This window comes from Shewanella sp. SM21, assembly GCF_025654335.1.
Lineage (GTDB): Bacteria > Pseudomonadota > Gammaproteobacteria > Enterobacterales > Shewanellaceae > Shewanella > Shewanella oncorhynchi.
The window spans coordinates 184,290-200,882 of sequence record NZ_JAKKRL010000004.1 but is presented as its reverse complement, the minus strand read 5'-3'; the positions used below and the strand labels follow the sequence as shown (position 1 = coordinate 200,882).

The window sequence follows — 16,593 nt, the reverse complement described above, 5'->3', positions numbered from 1 at the left end:
AGCAATGCCTGCCTATAAAAATGCCCAAGACAAAGCTCGGGCATTTCAGTAAAACAGGAAATCAATCCACACTTAGGCTTTGAGGTACTGCTTAACAACACGCAACACTTTATCTATGTCCTGACGGCTGACATCTTTATGAGTCACAAGCCGAAGCGTACGCCCTGGGCTTATCAGAATGCCTTCCGCTCGACAGTGTTTAGCCAATAAGTTCGCATCAATATGGGATGCTAATGTAACAAATAACATATTAGTTTGTACTGCGGCTAAATTGACGTCAAACTCACTGAATTCTGCCAACTGCCGAGCTAAGTACGCCGCATTGTCATGATCTTCACTAAGCCGTTGTACTTGCTCAGTTAAAGCAAGCTTACCTGCAGCGGCAAGTATCCCAGCTTGACGCATGCCACCACCAAGCATTTTACGCCAACGAATGGCTTTCTTAATCAAGCGTTCATCACCTAAGAGTAATGAGCCGACTGGCGCACATAATCCTTTGGATAAACAAATCGACACTGAATCAAAGTGCGCCGTGATATCACTTATTGCAATATTCTGCGCAACCGCAGCATTGGCAACTCGCGCACCATCTAAATGAATTTTTAATCCGCGATTAAAGGCTAATGCCTGCGCGTCCGCCAAATAGCTTTGCGGGAGAACCTTACCGCCAATCGTATTCTCTAAACTAAGCAAACGAGTACGAGCAAAATGGATATCATCAGGCTTAATTGCGGCTTCAATGTCAGCTAATGCAATAGTGCCATCTAATTGATTCATTAAAGGTTGAGGTTGAATGCTGCCTAGGACAGCAGCGCCGCCGCCCTCGAACTTATAATTGTGAGCCTGCTGACCGCACAGGTACTCATCACCACGATCACAATGGGCCATCAAAGCCAATAAATTTGCTTGAGTACCCGAACAGGTAAATAATGCACTTTCAAAGCCAAACATCTCCGCAGCCATATCCTGCAAACTATTTACCGTAGGATCATCACCGTAAACATCATCACCCACTTCGGCTCTGGACATAGCTAACCGCATGGCTGCTGTTGGCTGGGTAACAGTATCACTGCGTAAATCTATCATCTTGTCCTCAACTTAAAGTTTGGTTGGCGCATAATGGGCTCAAGACTCTAGCGCTAAAGGCTTATTTTGTATAGTTTATCGTCATACTTGTCGACAAATTTACCGATGTAGAACCTCGCATATACTTGAAGCAAGTATCGACATACTGACATCTACTAATAAAAACATAAATATACTCAAGATCTTGCCGATATCTATCTGTCGATGTATGGACGCTTGTACGCGTTTAGCTTGGCGAAAAGAGTCTTACTCGTTAGAATGCCACACTAAGATGGTCATGCTACAACAATGCGATCGCTTTAGTAATTTTGACTAATACTTATCGTTCAATAGGTGATTTGTAGTGAAAAACTCCCAATCTCGATGGATTCAGCTAGCGCTTTTGCTATTAAGTTTAAGCCTAACATCACAGGTATTTGCTTGGTCTGACACTGACCGAGATGGCGTGCCTGACATCAAAGATGCCTGTCCTAACACAGAGCCAAATACACCTGTTATGGCTAATGGTTGTGTGGAAGAAGCCGCTGTGGAAATGACTGCATCACCAGTTTGCGATATGAGTCATTCAAATGCTGAGTTAAACGCAGATTGTCATAATATTTCTGCAGCTATGGTGTATTTTGAATTTGCCATTGCCGAGGTTGACTTTTCTCAATGGAAAACTTTAGCCTTAGTAAAAGCATTCTTAGAAACAAATGATGCTGAATTAACCTTAGTAGGCCACACAGATATCGTTGGTACACCAGAGTTTAATTATCAACTATCACTTCAGCGAGCTCAAAATGTAAAACGTATTTTGGTTGAAGATTATGGCTTTAATCCAAATCGCTTTACCGTAATGGGTAAAGGTATATCTGAACCTGTAGCGGACAACCGTTCTAGCGAAGGGCGAAGTTTAAATCGACGAGTAGAATTTATCGTCAATAATAAATAGTTTTTGTTAGCGCATATTTAGGGAGTTATTCAATGGAAAACCTCGAAGGTTTATTAAAGCAAGCACCAGATCTGATTGTGACTTATGGCTTAAAAACATTATTCGCCATTATCATCTTCTTTGTTGGTAAATACTTTGCGGGCGTAGCACAGAAGCTTGTTCGTAAATTACTTAACAGCCGTAAAGTTGATCCGACAGTCGTTTCATTTGTCGCGAACCTCGCTTGGGCAGTGGTATTTGTTTTCGCGGTTATTGCTACGTTAGGCCAAATTGGTGTACAAACCGCATCACTGGTAGCCGTTATCGGTGCTGCAGGTTTAGCAATAGGCTTAGCGCTACAAGGTTCTCTGTCTAATTTTGCATCGGGTGTGTTAATGGTGTTATTCCGCCCTTGCCGCGTAGGTGACTATATTGAAGCTGCAGGTATCGCAGGCACTGTTGATGAAATAACCATATTCTCAACCAAGCTTCGCACTCCTGATAATAAAGTTATCGTAGCGCCAAACTCATCTATCATGAATGGCACTATCACTAACTACTCAGCAATGGATAGTCGTCGTATCGATTTAGTGATCGGCGTATCTTATTCCGCCGATATCGCACTCACTAAAAAAGTATTGACCGATATTTTAGATAACAACCAGTATGTGTTAAAAGATCCAGCATATACAGTTGGACTTTCTGAATTGGCTAGCTCTTCAATCAATTTCGTGGTTCGTCCTTGGGTAAAAACATCTGATTATTGGACTGCACGTTTCCAACTGCTTGAGCAAATAAAAAATGCATTAGACGCTGCAGATATAGGTATTCCATTCCCACAAATGGATATCCATGTCAAAGAATTACCGCTAAGCAAATAACAATTAGTGGATAAAAAAGGTCGGTAATTACCGGCCTTTTTTTATGGTTCTACGCATCATTTTAGCGTACCTTAATGGACAGATATTAGCGAAGGCACAGATATTCATGTGTGAGGAAATCCAATGCAAAAATATGTTTCATTTTTAGCCGCAAGCTGTATTTATAGCCTAGTTCTGATGAGCCCCAATACACTCGCCAGTGAGAAAACACAGGTTTTAATGGGTGAAAAAACAGTCACCTTAGAAGGGAAAAGACCAAAATTGTCGCAAATGGCGCCAGGGTTTAAAGTCGTTGATGAGCATTTCACGCCAGTGATGCTAAGTGATTTTAAGGGTAAAACTGTACTGATAAGTGCCGTGCCAAGCCTAGATACAGGTGTTTGCGCACTGCAGACGAAGCGCTTCAACAGCGAAGTTGGCCATTTTTCCGATGACGTCATCATGCTAACGATCAGTACCGATTTACCCTTCGCACAAAAGCGTTTCTGTAAAGTGGAAAACGTAGATAAAATCAAAGTGCTATCAGATAGCGTGTGGCGTGATTTTGGTGAAAAGTATGGTTTGTTAATACAAGATTACGGCTTGCTGGCTAGAGCCATTTTCATCATAGATGCAGAAGGTAAGCTCCAATACCAAGAGTTAGTACCAAACATCACAGAGCATCCTAACTATGATGCAGCGCTTGAAGCCTTAAAAACCCTTCAAGCCCAGCAGTAATTCACAGCTAAAAACAGGGCAGCCTTAGCTGCCCTTTTGTTTAACGGTTCTATTTCTACAATTTGGTTTTACGATTTAATGTGTATGTTGATCGCCACTGGATTGGTAGTCAAAGGTCGGCATAGACCAATGATATCGCAGCGCCAACATCCGTAAGCTAAAACCAACGCTTAAACAAATAACCAGATTAATCCATTCCGTTAACTGATAGGCTTTTAAGACGATATACAAGCCTGCCGTCAGTAGTGAAATCACCGCATAGAGTTCTTTTTTAAAAATCAAAGGCACTTGGTTACACAGAATATCGCGGATAACGCCACCAAAGACACCAGTGACCAATCCCATGACTACGGCTATTGTTGGGCTAAATCCTAGCATTAGCGTCTTTTGTGCGCCCACGATGGAGAATACGGCTAAGCCTAAGGCATCAATAGCCAAAAATAACTTAGACAGATAACGCATCACAGGGGCGATAGCGACAGTGAGCAAAGAAGCGAATGCAATCGCAATAAGGTAATGCACATGCTCAACCCAAATTAAGGGGTAATTTCCGAGCATCATATCCCTTAGTGTGCCGCCACCAATTGCCGTTGCGCAGCCAATGATCACCACACCAAACAAATCCATCTGCTTGCGGCCAGCCGCCAGAGCGCCCGTCATCGCCTCAGCAATAATCCCAATCAGCCAAAGTAATCCAATAATCTGCGTCTCATGCATCTTTGCTACTACCAACAACTCAAAGAATTGATTCTGCCTGATAACCTCTCAGTTCTATAATGATTTTATTTTGAGTTCATCATTAGAAAAATTAATTCATCATCTTATTAATAATCTGATGCAGGTTCCTACAACATTATTAAGTTATAGGATAAATATCATACAAAATAGTCAGTTATAAAAATGTTACTTTCACATTGTCATCTATGAAAATAGAATTTTTAATAAGTATTAATAACGTAAATCCAATCAGATGATAAATAACTGCAGATCATCTAATACCGTAGACAAATGCATAAAAATCAACCACAAAAAAGCGGCCCTCAGGCCGCTTAATTTTCATTCAAACTGAGTCAGAACTACTTAGTGTCAGGCTTAGGTGGATAATTTGCCATTACACTGCCCACTGCTTGATTGATGATCTGTACTCTTTCTTCTGGGGTATTTTTGTCGCGAATGGTATCGGCAACAGAACCTCGCCAGATAAGTTTAGTGGTTTTATTATCAACCAAATCAATAATCAGGGTACCGACTTCATATTCTCTTACTGTGGTTTGGGTCTGCATATTGCCGCCCCAACCCCATCCTGGACCATAGTATGGGTTGTAGCCAAAATTACTATTGAAGGTATCAACATTAATCTTCTTATCAACTTTGGTCAGATAATTAACAAGTACATCAGCATCTTTTGCATCAACTAATGTCATCCCCTTACTCGCTAACTGGCTATTCACCGCTTCTCTGACCCGTTGATCCATCAAGCCATCTAGATGATATCCGGCAGAATCCGTTTTCTGAGCAACCCAAGCATAGGTTTTATATTGGGTAAAATTTGCGCTAGGGTCAAAATCCCAACCAGACTTCATCGAACTACAGGCACTGAGTGCCAACACAGCTAATGCTACAAAAATATTTTTCATCTTAATTTCCTCAGATGTTCGACCCGAACAAAGACAAGTATCAGAGATATGAATTTAGCTTACAGAGCAATAGCCTAATCTACAACTCAATTGATTAAAAAGCAGCATCTCATTCAGCTTGACTTCAGCAAAGTCAAAGATGATAATGATTATCAATTGAGATTTAAGGGAGGTATTGAAATGTACTGGTTTATTAGCGCGTTTATGGTTGCATCTGCCATTTTTTTCCTTGCACCAGAAAAAATTTCTCTCGAAGCGAATAACGCCAAAATAAAACGTCACTTGCCTACCAGTTTACTGATATTACCCCTCCTAGTCCTTGGCTGGTTGGTTATTGATACCATTGCTAATGGCACTAACTATGCCACAGTCGCCGCATTTGGTTTTGTGACTACCGCCTGCTTAATTGCGTTACCTAAGCTGCATAAATTTATTATGCCCAGCGCCTTACTGACTGCAGTAGCGCTGATCGTCATGGTCTTTATGCGCATAAATTAAAACGGCTGATAACGCTCCCTTTTTCAAAAATATGCTTACTTCCCTGCAAAGAGTTAGCATTTTGTTCAGACCACTTAAGGATAATCCTCAAGTGGTCTTTTTTTACCTCCCAGAACCCCTGCAAATTTGATAAACTGAACGGGTATAAGTCATCTTTTAACACCAATGAATGAAATCTATGAAAGCAGATCCTAATGTATCCTTAGTGTACAGCACCGACAAAGGCCGTATAAATGCAGAGCCCGTCACTAAAGTGATTCCTGAATCCGACGGTATAGTCAGGATCCATAGAGACAGTAAGGGCCGCAAAGGCAAAGGCGTTTCGATTATCTCTGGGTTAGGTCTCGATGAAACCGCGTTAAAAGCAATGGCACAAGCCCTTAAGAAACAATGTGGTTGTGGTGGTACGGTTAAAGATTTCACTATTGAGGTCCAAACGGACAACCGCGAGCAATTAAAGCTATTACTTGAGAAACAAAACTACAAAGTTAAATTAGCTGGCGGTTAATCTCGCCCGACTTAGCAATATAGCAGCAAGCTAGATCAACTTAGCCACATCAAACGGAGTAGTTTAATGGAGAGTTTGCAGAACCATTTCTTAATTGCCATGCCCTCACTACACGGTACGTTTTTTGAACGCTCAGTCATTTATATCTGTGAACATGATGCCAAAGGCGCCATGGGGCTGGTGATCAATAAACCGCTCGGTATCGAAGTTAATTCGCTATTGGAACAAATGGATTTGCCAGCAGAGCAAGTCTCCACGGATTTAGTGCTCAATACCAATGTCATGATGGGCGGCCCCGTCTCCCAAGATCGCGGCTTTGTGCTGCATACCTCTCAGCCCTATTGGGCCAATAGCACAGATCTGGGTTGTGGTTTAATGCTAACCACTTCACGTGATGTGTTAACCGCGATTGGAAGCAACAGATCGCCCGAGAAGTTCCTCGTCGCCTTAGGTTATGCAGGGTGGAGTAAAGATCAGCTCGAACAAGAGCTTGCCGATAATTCTTGGCTCACAATTCCAGCAACGAATGCGCTCTTGTTTGACATTAAACACGAAGACCGTTGGCCACAGGCCAGCCGTGCTCTCGGATTTGATGCTTGGCAAGTTTCAGCTCAAGCGGGTCACGCTTAAGCCTATTTATTAATATAAGTCCGCACACTATGAATTCGAAAACCGTATTAGGCTTTGATTTTGGCACTAAGAGCATTGGTGTGGCTATAGGCCAAGAGATCACCGCCAGCGCCACACCATTATTATCACTCAAGGCCGTCGATGGTATCCCAAATTGGGATCAGATAGGCGACTTAATCAAAGAGTGGCAACCTGACTTAGTCGTCGTTGGTCTGCCTTTAAATATGGATGGCACAGAGCAAGATATGACCCACAGGGCGCGTAAATTTGCGAACCGCATCAATGCTAAGTTCAAAGTCAAAATAGCCACTCAAGATGAGCGATTAACTACCACTGATGCTAAGGCCAGATTATTCGAATTGGGCGGGTTTAAGGCACTGACCAAAGGTCAAGTCGATGCTGTGTCTGCCGTCCTTATCATCGAAAGCTACTTCGAAAATAACTTCAGCAAGTAATGCCACAATAAATAAAACTACAATAAAAATAAAAGGATAAGTTGCCTTATCCTTTTAGTTTGATGTTTAATCCGATAAATTACCGGATCAAAAATGTGGCTTCACTAAGTTTGCCATCATAGTAATGTGCGCATCATCGTCATTTAATGCAGCAATATAGCGGAACTTCTCCCCGCCCGCCTCAGCAAAGAGATGACCATTCTCACCAACAATTTCTTCCAGCGTTTCTAAACAATCGGCGCTAAAAGCTGGGCAGACGATAGCAATATCACGCACGCCTTGTTGCGGCAACGCTTTCAAAGTCGCATCGGTATAAGGTTGTAGCCATTTGGCTTTACCGAAACGCGATTGGAAAGTCATGACAAACTCATCTTTTCCTAACCCAAGCTTTTCGGTGACAAGTCGAGTCGTTTTCATGCAGAAGCAGTAATACGGATCGCCTAAATGCAAATTACGTTCAGGCATACCATGGTATGACAACACCAATTTTTGCGGTTTACCATGGGCTTCAAAATCAGCCGTGATCGAATTGGCTAAAGCATTAATAAAATCAGCATTGTCATGATAAGTATTAATAAAATGCAGTGCTGGAATATAGCGCCACTTGGACAACTCAGCCGCAATCGCATCAAAAGCAGAACCCGTAGTTGGCGCCGCATATTGGGGATACAGAGGTAACACCACGATTTTGTCTATGCCATTTTGATGCATAGTTTGCAATGTACTGGCGACCGATGGACTGCCATAACGCATGGCTAAATGCACAGAAACATCATGGTTATCAGCTTTAAGCTTATCCGCTAACTTTGCTGTTTGACGCAAACTAATGTCCATCAACGGAGAACCTGCCGCAGTCCATACCTTTTGGTATAACGCTGCCGATTTTGCTGGCCGTACCCGCAAAATGATCCCGTGTAAAATCAACATCCATACTAGCTTAGGGATCTCGACGACTCGGGGATCCGCTAAAAACTCTGCAAGATAACGTCTAACAGCAGATGCTGTGGGTTCATCTGGAGTACCTAAATTCAACAACAACACGCCTACTTTGCCGCGCTGCCCGTGTCCAACTTCTTTGGATAAGCCTGAAAATTTAGCCAAAACAGCCTCTTAATTAATAAATATTCGTAATATTAAAGTACAGATTCTATCGCTTGCTTAAGCTCTTCACTATCTGGCTTCACTTTAGAATTGAACTGTTGCACAACCGCACCATCACCGCTGACGACATACTTATAAAAATTCCACTTAGGCGCACCAGTTTTTTCAGCTAAGTATTTGAAGACACTATTAGCGTCACTACCACGCACAGCTGAAGTCGACAGCATAGTAAAGGTGACACCGTAATTGATGTAACACACCTTAGCCGTATCTTTCTCATCATTTTCTTCTTGGAAAAAATCATCCGATGGGAAACCAATGACCACTAAGCCTTTATCTTTGTAGTTTTCATGCAATGTTTCGAGCGCTTTAAACTGCGGGGTGTAACCACAGTTACTGGCCGTGTTAACAATCAACACTGGTTTTCCCTGAGTTAATTCACACAGATTAACTGTCTCTTCAGAATGTAATTTTCGTACTTCAAGGTTCAGATACTCGGGACAAGTGGCCGCCATAGCGCCAACACTCATCAAGCTCGCTGTCATAGCGAATATCATGGGTAATTTTTTCATTGCTTTCTCCTTTACCAGTACATTACGCAAACGCACTGGGTAAAGATCATATTGAATTAAAAAATAAAAGCTATGGTTAACGACTGCATAGCGATGAAGTAAAACCGATTGAGCTGAACGAAAATCTAACGACACCAACAAAAAGCAGCCCATAAAGAGCTGCTTAACCTAGAACCTGACTATCGCGTTAGTCCATGTCTAAGGTGACACCTTCCATAAAACCTGAGCCCGTGGATTCTTTATTCTGCAATTTAATCATCAAACGTAAATCGTTTGGTGAATCAGCATGGTGCAGCGCATCGGCGTAACTAATCTCGCCATCGACATAAAGTTTCAGCAAGGCCTGATCGAACGTCTGCATGCCCTGCTCGTTGGATTTTGCCATGGTTTCTTTGAGTAAATGCAGCTCGTTCTTCGCAATTAAACTCGCCACCCTTGGGGTGTTAATCAATACTTCAATCGCGGCGCGACGCCCTGTGCCATCAACTTTAGGGATCAATTGTTGCGCCACAATACCGCGTAAATTCAATGATAAATCGAACAATAACTGTTGATGCTTACTCTCAGGCACGAGATGCATAATCCGGTCTAACGCTTGGTTGGCGTTGTTGGCATGCAAGGTTGCCATACAAAGGTGACCCGTTTCTGCAAATGACAGCGCAAACTCCATCGTCTCTTGGGTACGAATTTCACCAATCAAGATCACATCGGGAGCTTGGCGAAGGGAGCTTTTTAGCGCCGCATCAAAAGACTCAGTATCTATACCCACTTCACGCTGAGTGATTATGCTTTTTCTGTGGTCGTGAACGAATTCAACCGGATCTTCAATAGTCAAAATATGCCCACGGGCATGACCATTGCGATAACCCACCAAGGCCGCCAAGGACGTTGACTTACCCGTTCCCGTTCCGCCTACCATAATGATGAGACCACGTTTACTCATCACCAGATCTTTTAGAATAGGCGGCAATTTTAAATCATCGACATCAGGGATTTTAGTCTCAATACGGCGCATCACGCAGCCAGGCGATTCACGCTGCCAAAAAGCGCTCACCCGAAAACGACCTAAATCCTTTGCCGCAAAAGCGAAGTTACACTCACGAGTGGAATGAAACTCTTGCTTCTGCGCCTCTGTCATTAACGACTCAACAAAATCCAGTGATTGTGCTGGTGTAAACGCACTTTCTGCCAAGGGACGCAATTCACCGTCAATCTTGGCACTCGGCGGAAAACCCGCTGTGATGAACAAGTCGGAGGCTTTGCGTTCCACTATCACTTTTAAAAACGGACGAACATCCATCATAAATCCTTAAAATGTCGCTTGTTTATTCGAACTCTTCGCCATTGCATCTTCACGGGTGATAAGACCGCGATTGACTAAGTTCTGTAAACATTGCTCTAAGGTCTGCATTCCATGGGCCATACCTGTTTGAATTGCCGAATACATCTGCGCCACTTTGTCTTCACGAATTAAATTGCGGATAGCGGGCGTGCCCATCATGATTTCATGGGCGGCGACACGGCCTCCTCCCACCTTTTTAATCAGAGTTTGCGAAATAACCGCTTGCAGCGATTCAGACAACATAGTGCGCACCATGTCTTTTTCACCGGCGGGGAATACGTCGACCACACGGTCAATCGTTTTCGCGGCAGAAGTAGTATGCAAGGTACCAAACACTAAGTGGCCTGTTTCAGCGGCGGTCATCGCCAAACGAATGGTCTCAAGGTCACGCATCTCACCGACTAAAATCACGTCTGGGTCTTCACGCAGTGCGCTTCTAAGCGCCGCATTAAAGCTGTGGGTATGGCGATGAACTTCACGTTGGTTAATCAAACATTGCTTATTTTGATGAACGAATTCGATAGGATCTTCAATGGTTAAGATATGATCATGTCGATTTTCATTCACGTAATCCACCATAGCGGCAAGTGTGGTACTCTTACCCGACCCCGTAGGTCCAGTCACTAGCACCAATCCGCGAGGGAAACTGGCAATTTTTTTAAAAATTTCCGGCGCACCCAATTGCTCAAGTGACAAAATGTCACTTGGAATGGTACGAAACACAGCCGCTGCACCACGGGATTGATTGAATGCGTTAACACGAAAGCGTGCAAGATTAGGGACTTCGAACGAGAAATCGATTTCTAAATGTTCTTCGTAGTCCTTGCGCTGCTTATCATTCATTATGTCGTACACTAAGCTGTGTACACCTTGATGATCGAGCGCGGGCAGGTTAATTTTTCTCACTTCACCGTCAACACGGATCATGGGAGATATCCCTGCAGAAAGGTGTAGATCCGAGGCTTTGTGTTTTACACTAAATGCCAATAACTCAGTGATTTCCATCGTTTGGGATATCCTTGCAACTAGATAATTACATCATGACAACAATAGCAGACAGACTCGCAATCGCCCAGCGCAGGATCACACAAGCAGCGCAAAAATGTGCCCGCCACCCCAGCAGTATTCGCTTACTTGCCGTCAGCAAGACTAAACCTATTGAAGACATTATAGCAGCCTACCAAGCGGGTCAGCGTTGCTTTGGCGAAAACTATGTCCAAGAAGGCGCTGAAAAAATTACTGCGCTCAAGGGGGATTTCCCGGACATAGAATGGCATTTTATCGGCCCACTCCAATCCAATAAAACCAGCATAGTCGCCCAGCATTTCGATTGGATGCATACCCTCTCCCGCGACAAAATTGCCCTACGTCTCAATGAGCAACGTCCGGCCGAATTGGCGCCATTAAACGTCTGTATTCAAATTAATATCAGTGCTGAAGACACAAAATCTGGCATAGATGCGGCTCAAATGCTGCCACTGGCCGAACTGATAGCTCAGCTACCTAACTTAGCACTGAGGGGCCTAATGGCAATTCCAACGGCTACCGCAGATATAGAGTTACAGCTTAAAGAGTTTTCCATGTTAAACAATCTATTTCAAGAACTTAAATCGTATTATCCCGCTGTAGATACGCTTTCAATGGGGATGAGCAATGACTTAGATACAGCGATTAGCTGTGGTTCAACTATGGTGCGTATTGGCAGTGCCATTTTTGGTGAGCGCAATTACGCTGTGTAAAATCACGTTAGGCATTTAGTTAGAGGTCAGTTTAACCTTGTTTTTAGCACTTTATGCCCAAATACTGTATTAAAGAACACCGAACATTAACGATTTAAGAGCAATTAGCGAGAGTCGATAATCAGGCTCAGTCATTCAAATGACTAACCGTTTTATCATCTTAATTTAAGGTGAAGATGTTACAAGTCAACGGTTAACACACTGAAGAGAATCAAATGGATCAACAGAAAATCTGCTTTATCGGTGCCGGCAATATGACGCGCAGCATCATCAGTGGCTTAGTCAATAGCGGCTATCCAGCTCAACTCATCCAAGCGACTAATCCCAGCCAAGGTAAACTCGATGCACTAAAAGACGATTTTGGGATTTTGGTTTCTCAGGATAATTTGGCCGCAGTGCAAGCTGCCGATGTCATAGTACTTTCGGTAAAACCACAATTGATGCAACAAGTTTGTGAAGCATTACAGACAGTCGATCTGTCGAATAAGTTAGTCATCACTATCGCTGCGGGCATTAAAGCAAAGCGATATACCGACTATCTGGCACAAGACATCAAGCTTATCCGCGCCATGCCAAATACGCCGATGCAAATTAGTGTTGGTATGACTGGCCTCTATGCGCCTCAAAGCATTACTACCGAGCAGAAAGCCATTTGCGATCGTTTGATGTCAAGCGGCGGCGAAATTGTGTGGGTAAATGAAGAGTCAGATTTAGATCAAGTGATTGCACTATCGGGCAGTTCACCGGCTTATTTCTTTTTGCTAATGGAGTCTATGATAGATGCAGGCAAAGAAATGGGAATGGATGAAACAAAAGCCAGAAGTTTAGTGCAGCAAGCTGCGCTTGGCGCTGCTATGATGGCAAAGCAAAACCCACAACTGACCTTAGGTAATTTAAGAGAGAATGTTACTTCAAAGGGCGGCACCACCGCACAGGCGCTGGCGACATTTGAAGCTGCGGATATGCGCGGCTTAGTAAAAAAAGCCATGGAAAACTGTATTAATCGTGCTGAAGAAATGGCTAAAACATTTTGATCCACTAACACGTTTTTATATCGAACTTTAATAGGTAGAAATCTCGATGAATGCATTTACCTTTTTAATCACCACTCTATTCGATCTCTATTTGATGGTGGTGATTTTGCGGATTTGGTTACAACTGGCAAGGGCTGATTTTTACAATCCTTTTAGCCAATTTATTGTTAAAGCAACTCACCCGCTCATCGCACCAATGCGCCGTATTTTGCCTTCCTTAGGGCGATTTGATACCGCATCTTTCGTCCTCGCATTATTGGTTGTGATAGCCAAGCTGCTACTAATTAGCCTCATTGCGGGCGGTGGCATAGACATACTGTTATTTTTGCTGTTTGCCGTTGTATCTGTGGTCAAAAAAGCAGGGGTACTTCTATTTTGGATGCTATTAATACGCGCAATCTTAAGCTGGTTTAACCAAGGCTATAATCCAATTGTAATGATCATGGGTCAGTTAACTGAACCCGTACTAGCACCAATACGTCGTATCATACCGCCAATTGGTGGTTTAGATTTATCCGTAATGCTGGTTATTATTGGTATGAATTTCCTCAATATGTTACTTGCTCAATATATCCCTTATTGGGCTGTGATCTAATGAGTGCAGTGACTTTGCAGCAAGGTGACTTGCTGCTTAATCTCTACATTCAGCCTAAGGCTAGCCGAGATCAAATTGTAGGATTGCACGGTGATGAGCTAAAAGTAGCCATCACTGCGCCGCCTATTGATGGCAAAGCGAATGCCCATTTAAGCAAGTACTTAGCAAAAGCTTTTAAAGTGCCAAAGAGCGACATTCACATAGTAAAAGGTGAACTTGGCCGACATAAACAAATCCGCATTATTGACCCTAAGATCATCCCAAGTGTCATTGCTGAACTGATGGGGCAAGATAGTGAAAAGTAATTCAGTTGAAAGATCAATCAGTTAAAGAATCGTACAACTGAAAACGAATTAATCCTTTGAATGCTATTAATTTATTGAAAAAAATAGTCACAGCGGCCCTATAATCCAACATTCCCTAATATGAGGTATCCCATCATGTTCCGTAATCTTCTCGCTGTATTAGCCCTCACGGCCAGCCTTTGCGGTGTTGCAAATGCCGAGCAAAAAGAAACTGTCGGTAATTTTGATATTCATTACATGGCACTTGGCAGTACATTTTTAACGCCTAGCATAGCCAAATCCTATGGTATTAAGCGCAGTAGCTACACTGGCATCATCAATATTGCCGTATTAGATATTAGCGAAGCGAATAAGCCCGCAGTGCCCGTTGAAATTACTGGAGTTGCTAATAATTTGTTAGATGCGCGAATCAATCTAACGTTTAAAGAGATCCGCGAAGGTGATGCGATTTATTACATTGCCGAAGTGCCCTACCGCGATGATCAGGAAATCAACTTCAATATCGCAATTAAATATGGCAATCAACTGAACACGAACTTACAGTTCAAGCAAAAATTCTACGTTGAATAAACCTATTTTATACCTTTGTTGGCGTTGCTTTCCTGTTGCGCCAACCCCTTTCCCTGTCCTTTACTATTGAGCTTGGGTATCATAGTGCCAACGCACGTCGTCCCATTTATGATAGGTATTCCATGCAACAAATCGTCCTCGCCAGCGGTAATAAAGGCAAACTCGCCGAATTCGATCAAATGCTCGCAAGCTACGGTGTCACTGTACTGCCGCAGAGCCAGTTTAATGTCAGCGAAGTAGCAGAAACGGGTACCACTTTTGTAGAGAATGCCATTATCAAAGCAAGGCATGCCGCCGAAATCACCGGACTTGCGGCCATTGCCGATGATTCGGGTTTAGAAGTGGATTTACTCCAAGGCGCTCCAGGCATTTATTCAGCACGTTACGCAGGCGAAAATGCCAAAGATCAAGACAACGTATTGAAACTACTTGAGACGTTAAAAGACCAGCCAGCACCTCGCGGGGCAAGATTCCAATGCGTACTGGTATATATGCGCCATGCGAAAGACCCTACCCCGATTATTTGCCAAGCCTCATGGGAAGGCCAAATCGACTTTAGCCAACGAGGCGCTAATGGCCATGGTTACGATCCGATTTTTATCCCTGAAAATTATCAATGTAGCGCGGCAGAGCTGAGCAGCAACGAGAAAAATGCCTTAAGTCATCGTGGTAAAGCTCTAGTGCAACTCATCGCTGCCATGCAAGCCCAAGGCGTATTAACTGGCGGGAATGCACAATAATGTCGTCAACTGCCGTGACTACTACGATGAAGCTCGAACTGCCACCACTCAGTCTGTATATCCATATTCCCTGGTGCGTACAAAAGTGTCCCTATTGTGACTTTAATTCCCATGGCCAAAATGGCGAACTGCCACAAGAGGCTTATGTTGATGCGCTATTGGAAGACTTACGCCAAGATTTACATCTCGTCCAAGGGCGGCAGATCCATACCATCTTTATCGGTGGCGGCACGCCATCATTATTCGATGCTAAACAAATCAAACGCATACTCGATGGTGCCAATGCGCTAATTCCCTTTAGTGACAATATCGAAATCACTATGGAAGCCAATCCTGGTACTTTAGAGCACGATGACTTTAGTGCCTATCGTGCAGCGGGCGTCACTCGTTTATCTATCGGGGTGCAGAGCTTTTCTAAGGATAAACTCAACTTACTCGGACGTATTCACGATCAAAACGAGGCACAAGTCGCCGCTCAAAAAGCCAGCCAAGCGGGATACTTGAGTTTTAACCTCGATTTAATGCATGGATTACCCAACCAAAGTTTTGCTGAAGCTATGGCCGATATCGACACGGCAGCGGCGCTTAACCCGCCACACCTATCTTGGTATCAGTTAACAATTGAGCCCAACACCCTATTCCACTCAAAACCGCCGCAGCTGCCCGATGACGAAGCGCTCTGGCATATCTATGAGCAAGGTCAACAAAAGCTGGCCGCATTAGGGTATGAGCAATACGAAATATCTGCCTACGCAAAACCTGGTTACCAATGTAGGCACAATCTCAACTACTGGCAGTTTGGTGATTATCTAGGCATAGGCTGTGGCGCCCACGGCAAAGTGACGTTGCCAGAAGAAAACCGCATCATACGCACGGTAAAAATTAAACATCCCAAGGGATATCTGAGTGCACACAACTACACCTTCGAATCGATTGAAGTTGCAGAGGAAGACCGCGCGCTCGAATATTTAATGAATCGCCTGCGTCTGATGACACCTATTCCTAAGCAAGAATTTGAACTGCGCACAGGACAACACAGAGACACATTGACCGAAGGAATGGAAAAAGCCAAACAACGCGGTTTACTCACAGAATCCGCTGAACATTGGCAATTAACCAGTAAAGGTCATATGTTTGTTAATGATTTACTGACACAATTCTGCTAAGCCTGCCGTTAAAATAGCTCTATAAATAATGTGTTAGCTTTCAATAGTGCAGTTTAATACTATTACTGCTAACACATTTTCTAACACTAATATTCATACATTCT

General features: G+C 43.4%; 21 protein-coding genes. 14 read left to right on the top strand and 7 right to left on the bottom strand.

What is annotated here, in order from left to right:
- Positions 1–72 precede the first annotated feature (72 nt).
- Positions 73–1,086: a low-specificity L-threonine aldolase gene (gene ltaE / locus L5L94_RS07075; RefSeq protein ID WP_113939426.1), complete on the bottom strand. Its 1,014-nt coding sequence runs from the start codon at positions 1,084–1,086 to the stop codon at positions 73–75.
- Between the two features lie 343 nt (positions 1,087–1,429).
- On the opposite strand from ltaE, the gene L5L94_RS07070 reads away from it, so the two are divergent.
- From L5L94_RS07070 to tpx, 3 genes are all read left to right on the top strand, one after another.
- Positions 1,430–2,020: an OmpA family protein gene (locus L5L94_RS07070; RefSeq protein WP_263162157.1), complete on the top strand. Its 591-nt coding sequence runs from the start codon at positions 1,430–1,432 to the stop codon at positions 2,018–2,020.
- 32 nt (positions 2,021–2,052) lie between these two features.
- Complete coding sequence (locus L5L94_RS07065) at positions 2,053–2,880, top strand: mechanosensitive ion channel family protein (protein ID WP_028761273.1); 828 nt, start codon at positions 2,053–2,055, stop codon at positions 2,878–2,880.
- Between the two features lie 123 nt (positions 2,881–3,003).
- Complete coding sequence (tpx, locus tag L5L94_RS07060; RefSeq protein WP_105251878.1) at positions 3,004–3,597, top strand: thiol peroxidase; 594 nt, start codon at positions 3,004–3,006, stop codon at positions 3,595–3,597.
- Between the two features lie 75 nt (positions 3,598–3,672).
- Here tpx and L5L94_RS07055 read toward each other — a convergent pair whose 3' ends face one another.
- Positions 3,673–4,314 (bottom strand): trimeric intracellular cation channel family protein, encoded by a 642-nt coding sequence (locus L5L94_RS07055; protein WP_028761275.1) that lies wholly within the window; start codon positions 4,312–4,314, stop codon positions 3,673–3,675.
- Between the two features lie 359 nt (positions 4,315–4,673).
- Entirely contained in the window at positions 4,674–5,234 is a 561-nt protein-coding gene (locus L5L94_RS07050) for a DUF4136 domain-containing protein (protein ID WP_028761276.1), read from the bottom strand.
- A 180-nt stretch (positions 5,235–5,414) separates the two neighbouring features.
- Here L5L94_RS07050 and L5L94_RS07045 point away from each other — a divergent pair, with 180 nt between their 5' ends.
- From L5L94_RS07045 to ruvX, 4 genes are all read left to right on the top strand, one after another.
- The gene (locus tag L5L94_RS07045) at positions 5,415–5,732 is read left to right on the top strand and encodes a hypothetical protein (RefSeq protein WP_263162154.1); all 318 of its coding nucleotides are present in this window, start codon (positions 5,415–5,417) and stop codon (positions 5,730–5,732) included.
- 178 nt (positions 5,733–5,910) lie between these two features.
- Positions 5,911–6,240, top strand: a complete 330-nt coding sequence (gene yciH, locus L5L94_RS07040) for a stress response translation initiation inhibitor YciH (RefSeq protein WP_263162152.1) — start codon at positions 5,911–5,913, stop codon at positions 6,238–6,240.
- A 66-nt stretch (positions 6,241–6,306) separates the two neighbouring features.
- A complete protein-coding gene (locus tag L5L94_RS07035; RefSeq protein WP_263162149.1) occupies positions 6,307–6,870 on the top strand; it encodes a YqgE/AlgH family protein in 564 nt (187 codons plus the stop codon).
- Positions 6,871–6,899: 29 nt separating this feature from the next.
- On the top strand, positions 6,900–7,325 hold the full coding sequence (gene ruvX / locus L5L94_RS07030) for a Holliday junction resolvase RuvX (RefSeq protein ID WP_028761279.1): 426 nt from the start codon (positions 6,900–6,902) through the stop codon (positions 7,323–7,325).
- 87 nt (positions 7,326–7,412) lie between these two features.
- Here ruvX and hemH read toward each other — a convergent pair whose 3' ends face one another.
- The 4 genes from hemH to L5L94_RS07010 all read right to left on the bottom strand — a co-directional run bounded on the left by hemH (position 7,413) and on the right by L5L94_RS07010 (position 11,345).
- Entirely contained in the window at positions 7,413–8,426 is a 1,014-nt protein-coding gene (hemH, locus tag L5L94_RS07025; RefSeq protein WP_219253468.1) for a ferrochelatase, read from the bottom strand.
- 32 nt (positions 8,427–8,458) lie between these two features.
- Positions 8,459–8,998, bottom strand: coding sequence for a glutathione peroxidase (locus L5L94_RS07020; RefSeq protein WP_263162144.1), 540 nt, complete (start codon positions 8,996–8,998; stop codon positions 8,459–8,461).
- 187 nt (positions 8,999–9,185) lie between these two features.
- Positions 9,186–10,298 (bottom strand): PilT/PilU family type 4a pilus ATPase, encoded by a 1,113-nt coding sequence (locus tag L5L94_RS07015; protein ID WP_028761282.1) that lies wholly within the window; start codon positions 10,296–10,298, stop codon positions 9,186–9,188.
- Between the two features lie 9 nt (positions 10,299–10,307).
- A complete protein-coding gene (locus tag L5L94_RS07010; RefSeq protein WP_006082517.1) occupies positions 10,308–11,345 on the bottom strand; it encodes a type IV pilus twitching motility protein PilT in 1,038 nt (345 codons plus the stop codon).
- A gap of 35 nt (positions 11,346–11,380) precedes the next feature.
- On the opposite strand from L5L94_RS07010, the gene L5L94_RS07005 reads away from it, so the two are divergent.
- The 7 genes from L5L94_RS07005 (at position 11,381) to hemW (ending at position 16,489) form a co-directional block, all read left to right on the top strand.
- Positions 11,381–12,079, top strand: coding sequence for a YggS family pyridoxal phosphate-dependent enzyme (locus tag L5L94_RS07005; RefSeq protein WP_263162141.1), 699 nt, complete (start codon positions 11,381–11,383; stop codon positions 12,077–12,079).
- Positions 12,080–12,294: 215 nt separating this feature from the next.
- Positions 12,295–13,113 (top strand): pyrroline-5-carboxylate reductase, encoded by an 819-nt coding sequence (gene proC, locus L5L94_RS07000; RefSeq protein ID WP_263162138.1) that lies wholly within the window; start codon positions 12,295–12,297, stop codon positions 13,111–13,113.
- 46 nt (positions 13,114–13,159) lie between these two features.
- On the top strand, positions 13,160–13,708 hold the full coding sequence (locus L5L94_RS06995; RefSeq protein ID WP_105251874.1) for a YggT family protein: 549 nt from the start codon (positions 13,160–13,162) through the stop codon (positions 13,706–13,708).
- Entirely contained in the window at positions 13,708–14,013 is a 306-nt protein-coding gene (gene yggU / locus L5L94_RS06990; protein WP_263162135.1) for a DUF167 family protein YggU, read from the top strand. Before L5L94_RS06995 ends, yggU begins: the two co-directional genes overlap by 1 nt.
- 135 nt (positions 14,014–14,148) lie before the next feature.
- Positions 14,149–14,583, top strand: a complete 435-nt coding sequence (locus L5L94_RS06985) for a DUF4426 domain-containing protein (protein WP_113939419.1) — start codon at positions 14,149–14,151, stop codon at positions 14,581–14,583.
- 122 nt (positions 14,584–14,705) lie between these two features.
- Positions 14,706–15,323, top strand: coding sequence for an RdgB/HAM1 family non-canonical purine NTP pyrophosphatase (rdgB, locus tag L5L94_RS06980; RefSeq protein ID WP_131523655.1), 618 nt, complete (start codon positions 14,706–14,708; stop codon positions 15,321–15,323).
- Positions 15,323–16,489 carry a radical SAM family heme chaperone HemW gene (gene hemW / locus L5L94_RS06975; protein ID WP_263162131.1) on the top strand — a complete coding sequence of 389 codons (1,167 nt, stop codon included), beginning with the start codon at positions 15,323–15,325 and terminating at the stop codon, positions 16,487–16,489. The genes rdgB and hemW overlap by 1 nt, the downstream gene beginning before the upstream one ends.
- Positions 16,490–16,593 lie beyond the last annotated feature (104 nt).

Excerpts from the sequence above, each read along its gene's own strand:
- ltaE (WP_113939426.1), bottom strand. The coding sequence starts at position 1,086 with ATGATAGATTTACGCAGTGATACTGTTACCCAGCCAACAGCAGCCATG.
- L5L94_RS07065 (WP_028761273.1), top strand. The coding sequence starts at position 2,053 with ATGGAAAACCTCGAAGGTTTATTAAAGCAAGCACCAGATCTGATTGTG.
- tpx (WP_105251878.1), top strand. The coding sequence starts at position 3,004 with ATGCAAAAATATGTTTCATTTTTAGCCGCAAGCTGTATTTATAGCCTA.
- L5L94_RS07055 (WP_028761275.1), bottom strand. The coding sequence starts at position 4,314 with ATGCATGAGACGCAGATTATTGGATTACTTTGGCTGATTGGGATTATT.
- L5L94_RS07050 (WP_028761276.1), bottom strand. The coding sequence starts at position 5,234 with ATGAAAAATATTTTTGTAGCATTAGCTGTGTTGGCACTCAGTGCCTGT.
- L5L94_RS07045 (WP_263162154.1), top strand. The coding sequence starts at position 5,415 with ATGTACTGGTTTATTAGCGCGTTTATGGTTGCATCTGCCATTTTTTTC.
- yciH (WP_263162152.1), top strand. The coding sequence starts at position 5,911 with ATGAAAGCAGATCCTAATGTATCCTTAGTGTACAGCACCGACAAAGGC.
- L5L94_RS07035 (WP_263162149.1), top strand. The coding sequence starts at position 6,307 with ATGGAGAGTTTGCAGAACCATTTCTTAATTGCCATGCCCTCACTACAC.
- ruvX (WP_028761279.1), top strand. The coding sequence starts at position 6,900 with ATGAATTCGAAAACCGTATTAGGCTTTGATTTTGGCACTAAGAGCATT.
- L5L94_RS07020 (WP_263162144.1), bottom strand. The coding sequence starts at position 8,998 with ATGAAAAAATTACCCATGATATTCGCTATGACAGCGAGCTTGATGAGT.
- L5L94_RS07015 (WP_028761282.1), bottom strand. The coding sequence starts at position 10,298 with ATGGATGTTCGTCCGTTTTTAAAAGTGATAGTGGAACGCAAAGCCTCC.
- L5L94_RS07010 (WP_006082517.1), bottom strand. The coding sequence starts at position 11,345 with ATGGAAATCACTGAGTTATTGGCATTTAGTGTAAAACACAAAGCCTCG.
- L5L94_RS07005 (WP_263162141.1), top strand. The coding sequence starts at position 11,381 with ATGACAACAATAGCAGACAGACTCGCAATCGCCCAGCGCAGGATCACA.
- proC (WP_263162138.1), top strand. The coding sequence starts at position 12,295 with ATGGATCAACAGAAAATCTGCTTTATCGGTGCCGGCAATATGACGCGC.
- L5L94_RS06995 (WP_105251874.1), top strand. The coding sequence starts at position 13,160 with ATGAATGCATTTACCTTTTTAATCACCACTCTATTCGATCTCTATTTG.
- yggU (WP_263162135.1), top strand. The coding sequence starts at position 13,708 with ATGAGTGCAGTGACTTTGCAGCAAGGTGACTTGCTGCTTAATCTCTAC.
- L5L94_RS06985 (WP_113939419.1), top strand. The coding sequence starts at position 14,149 with ATGTTCCGTAATCTTCTCGCTGTATTAGCCCTCACGGCCAGCCTTTGC.
- rdgB (WP_131523655.1), top strand. The coding sequence starts at position 14,706 with ATGCAACAAATCGTCCTCGCCAGCGGTAATAAAGGCAAACTCGCCGAA.
- hemW (WP_263162131.1), top strand. The coding sequence starts at position 15,323 with ATGTCGTCAACTGCCGTGACTACTACGATGAAGCTCGAACTGCCACCA.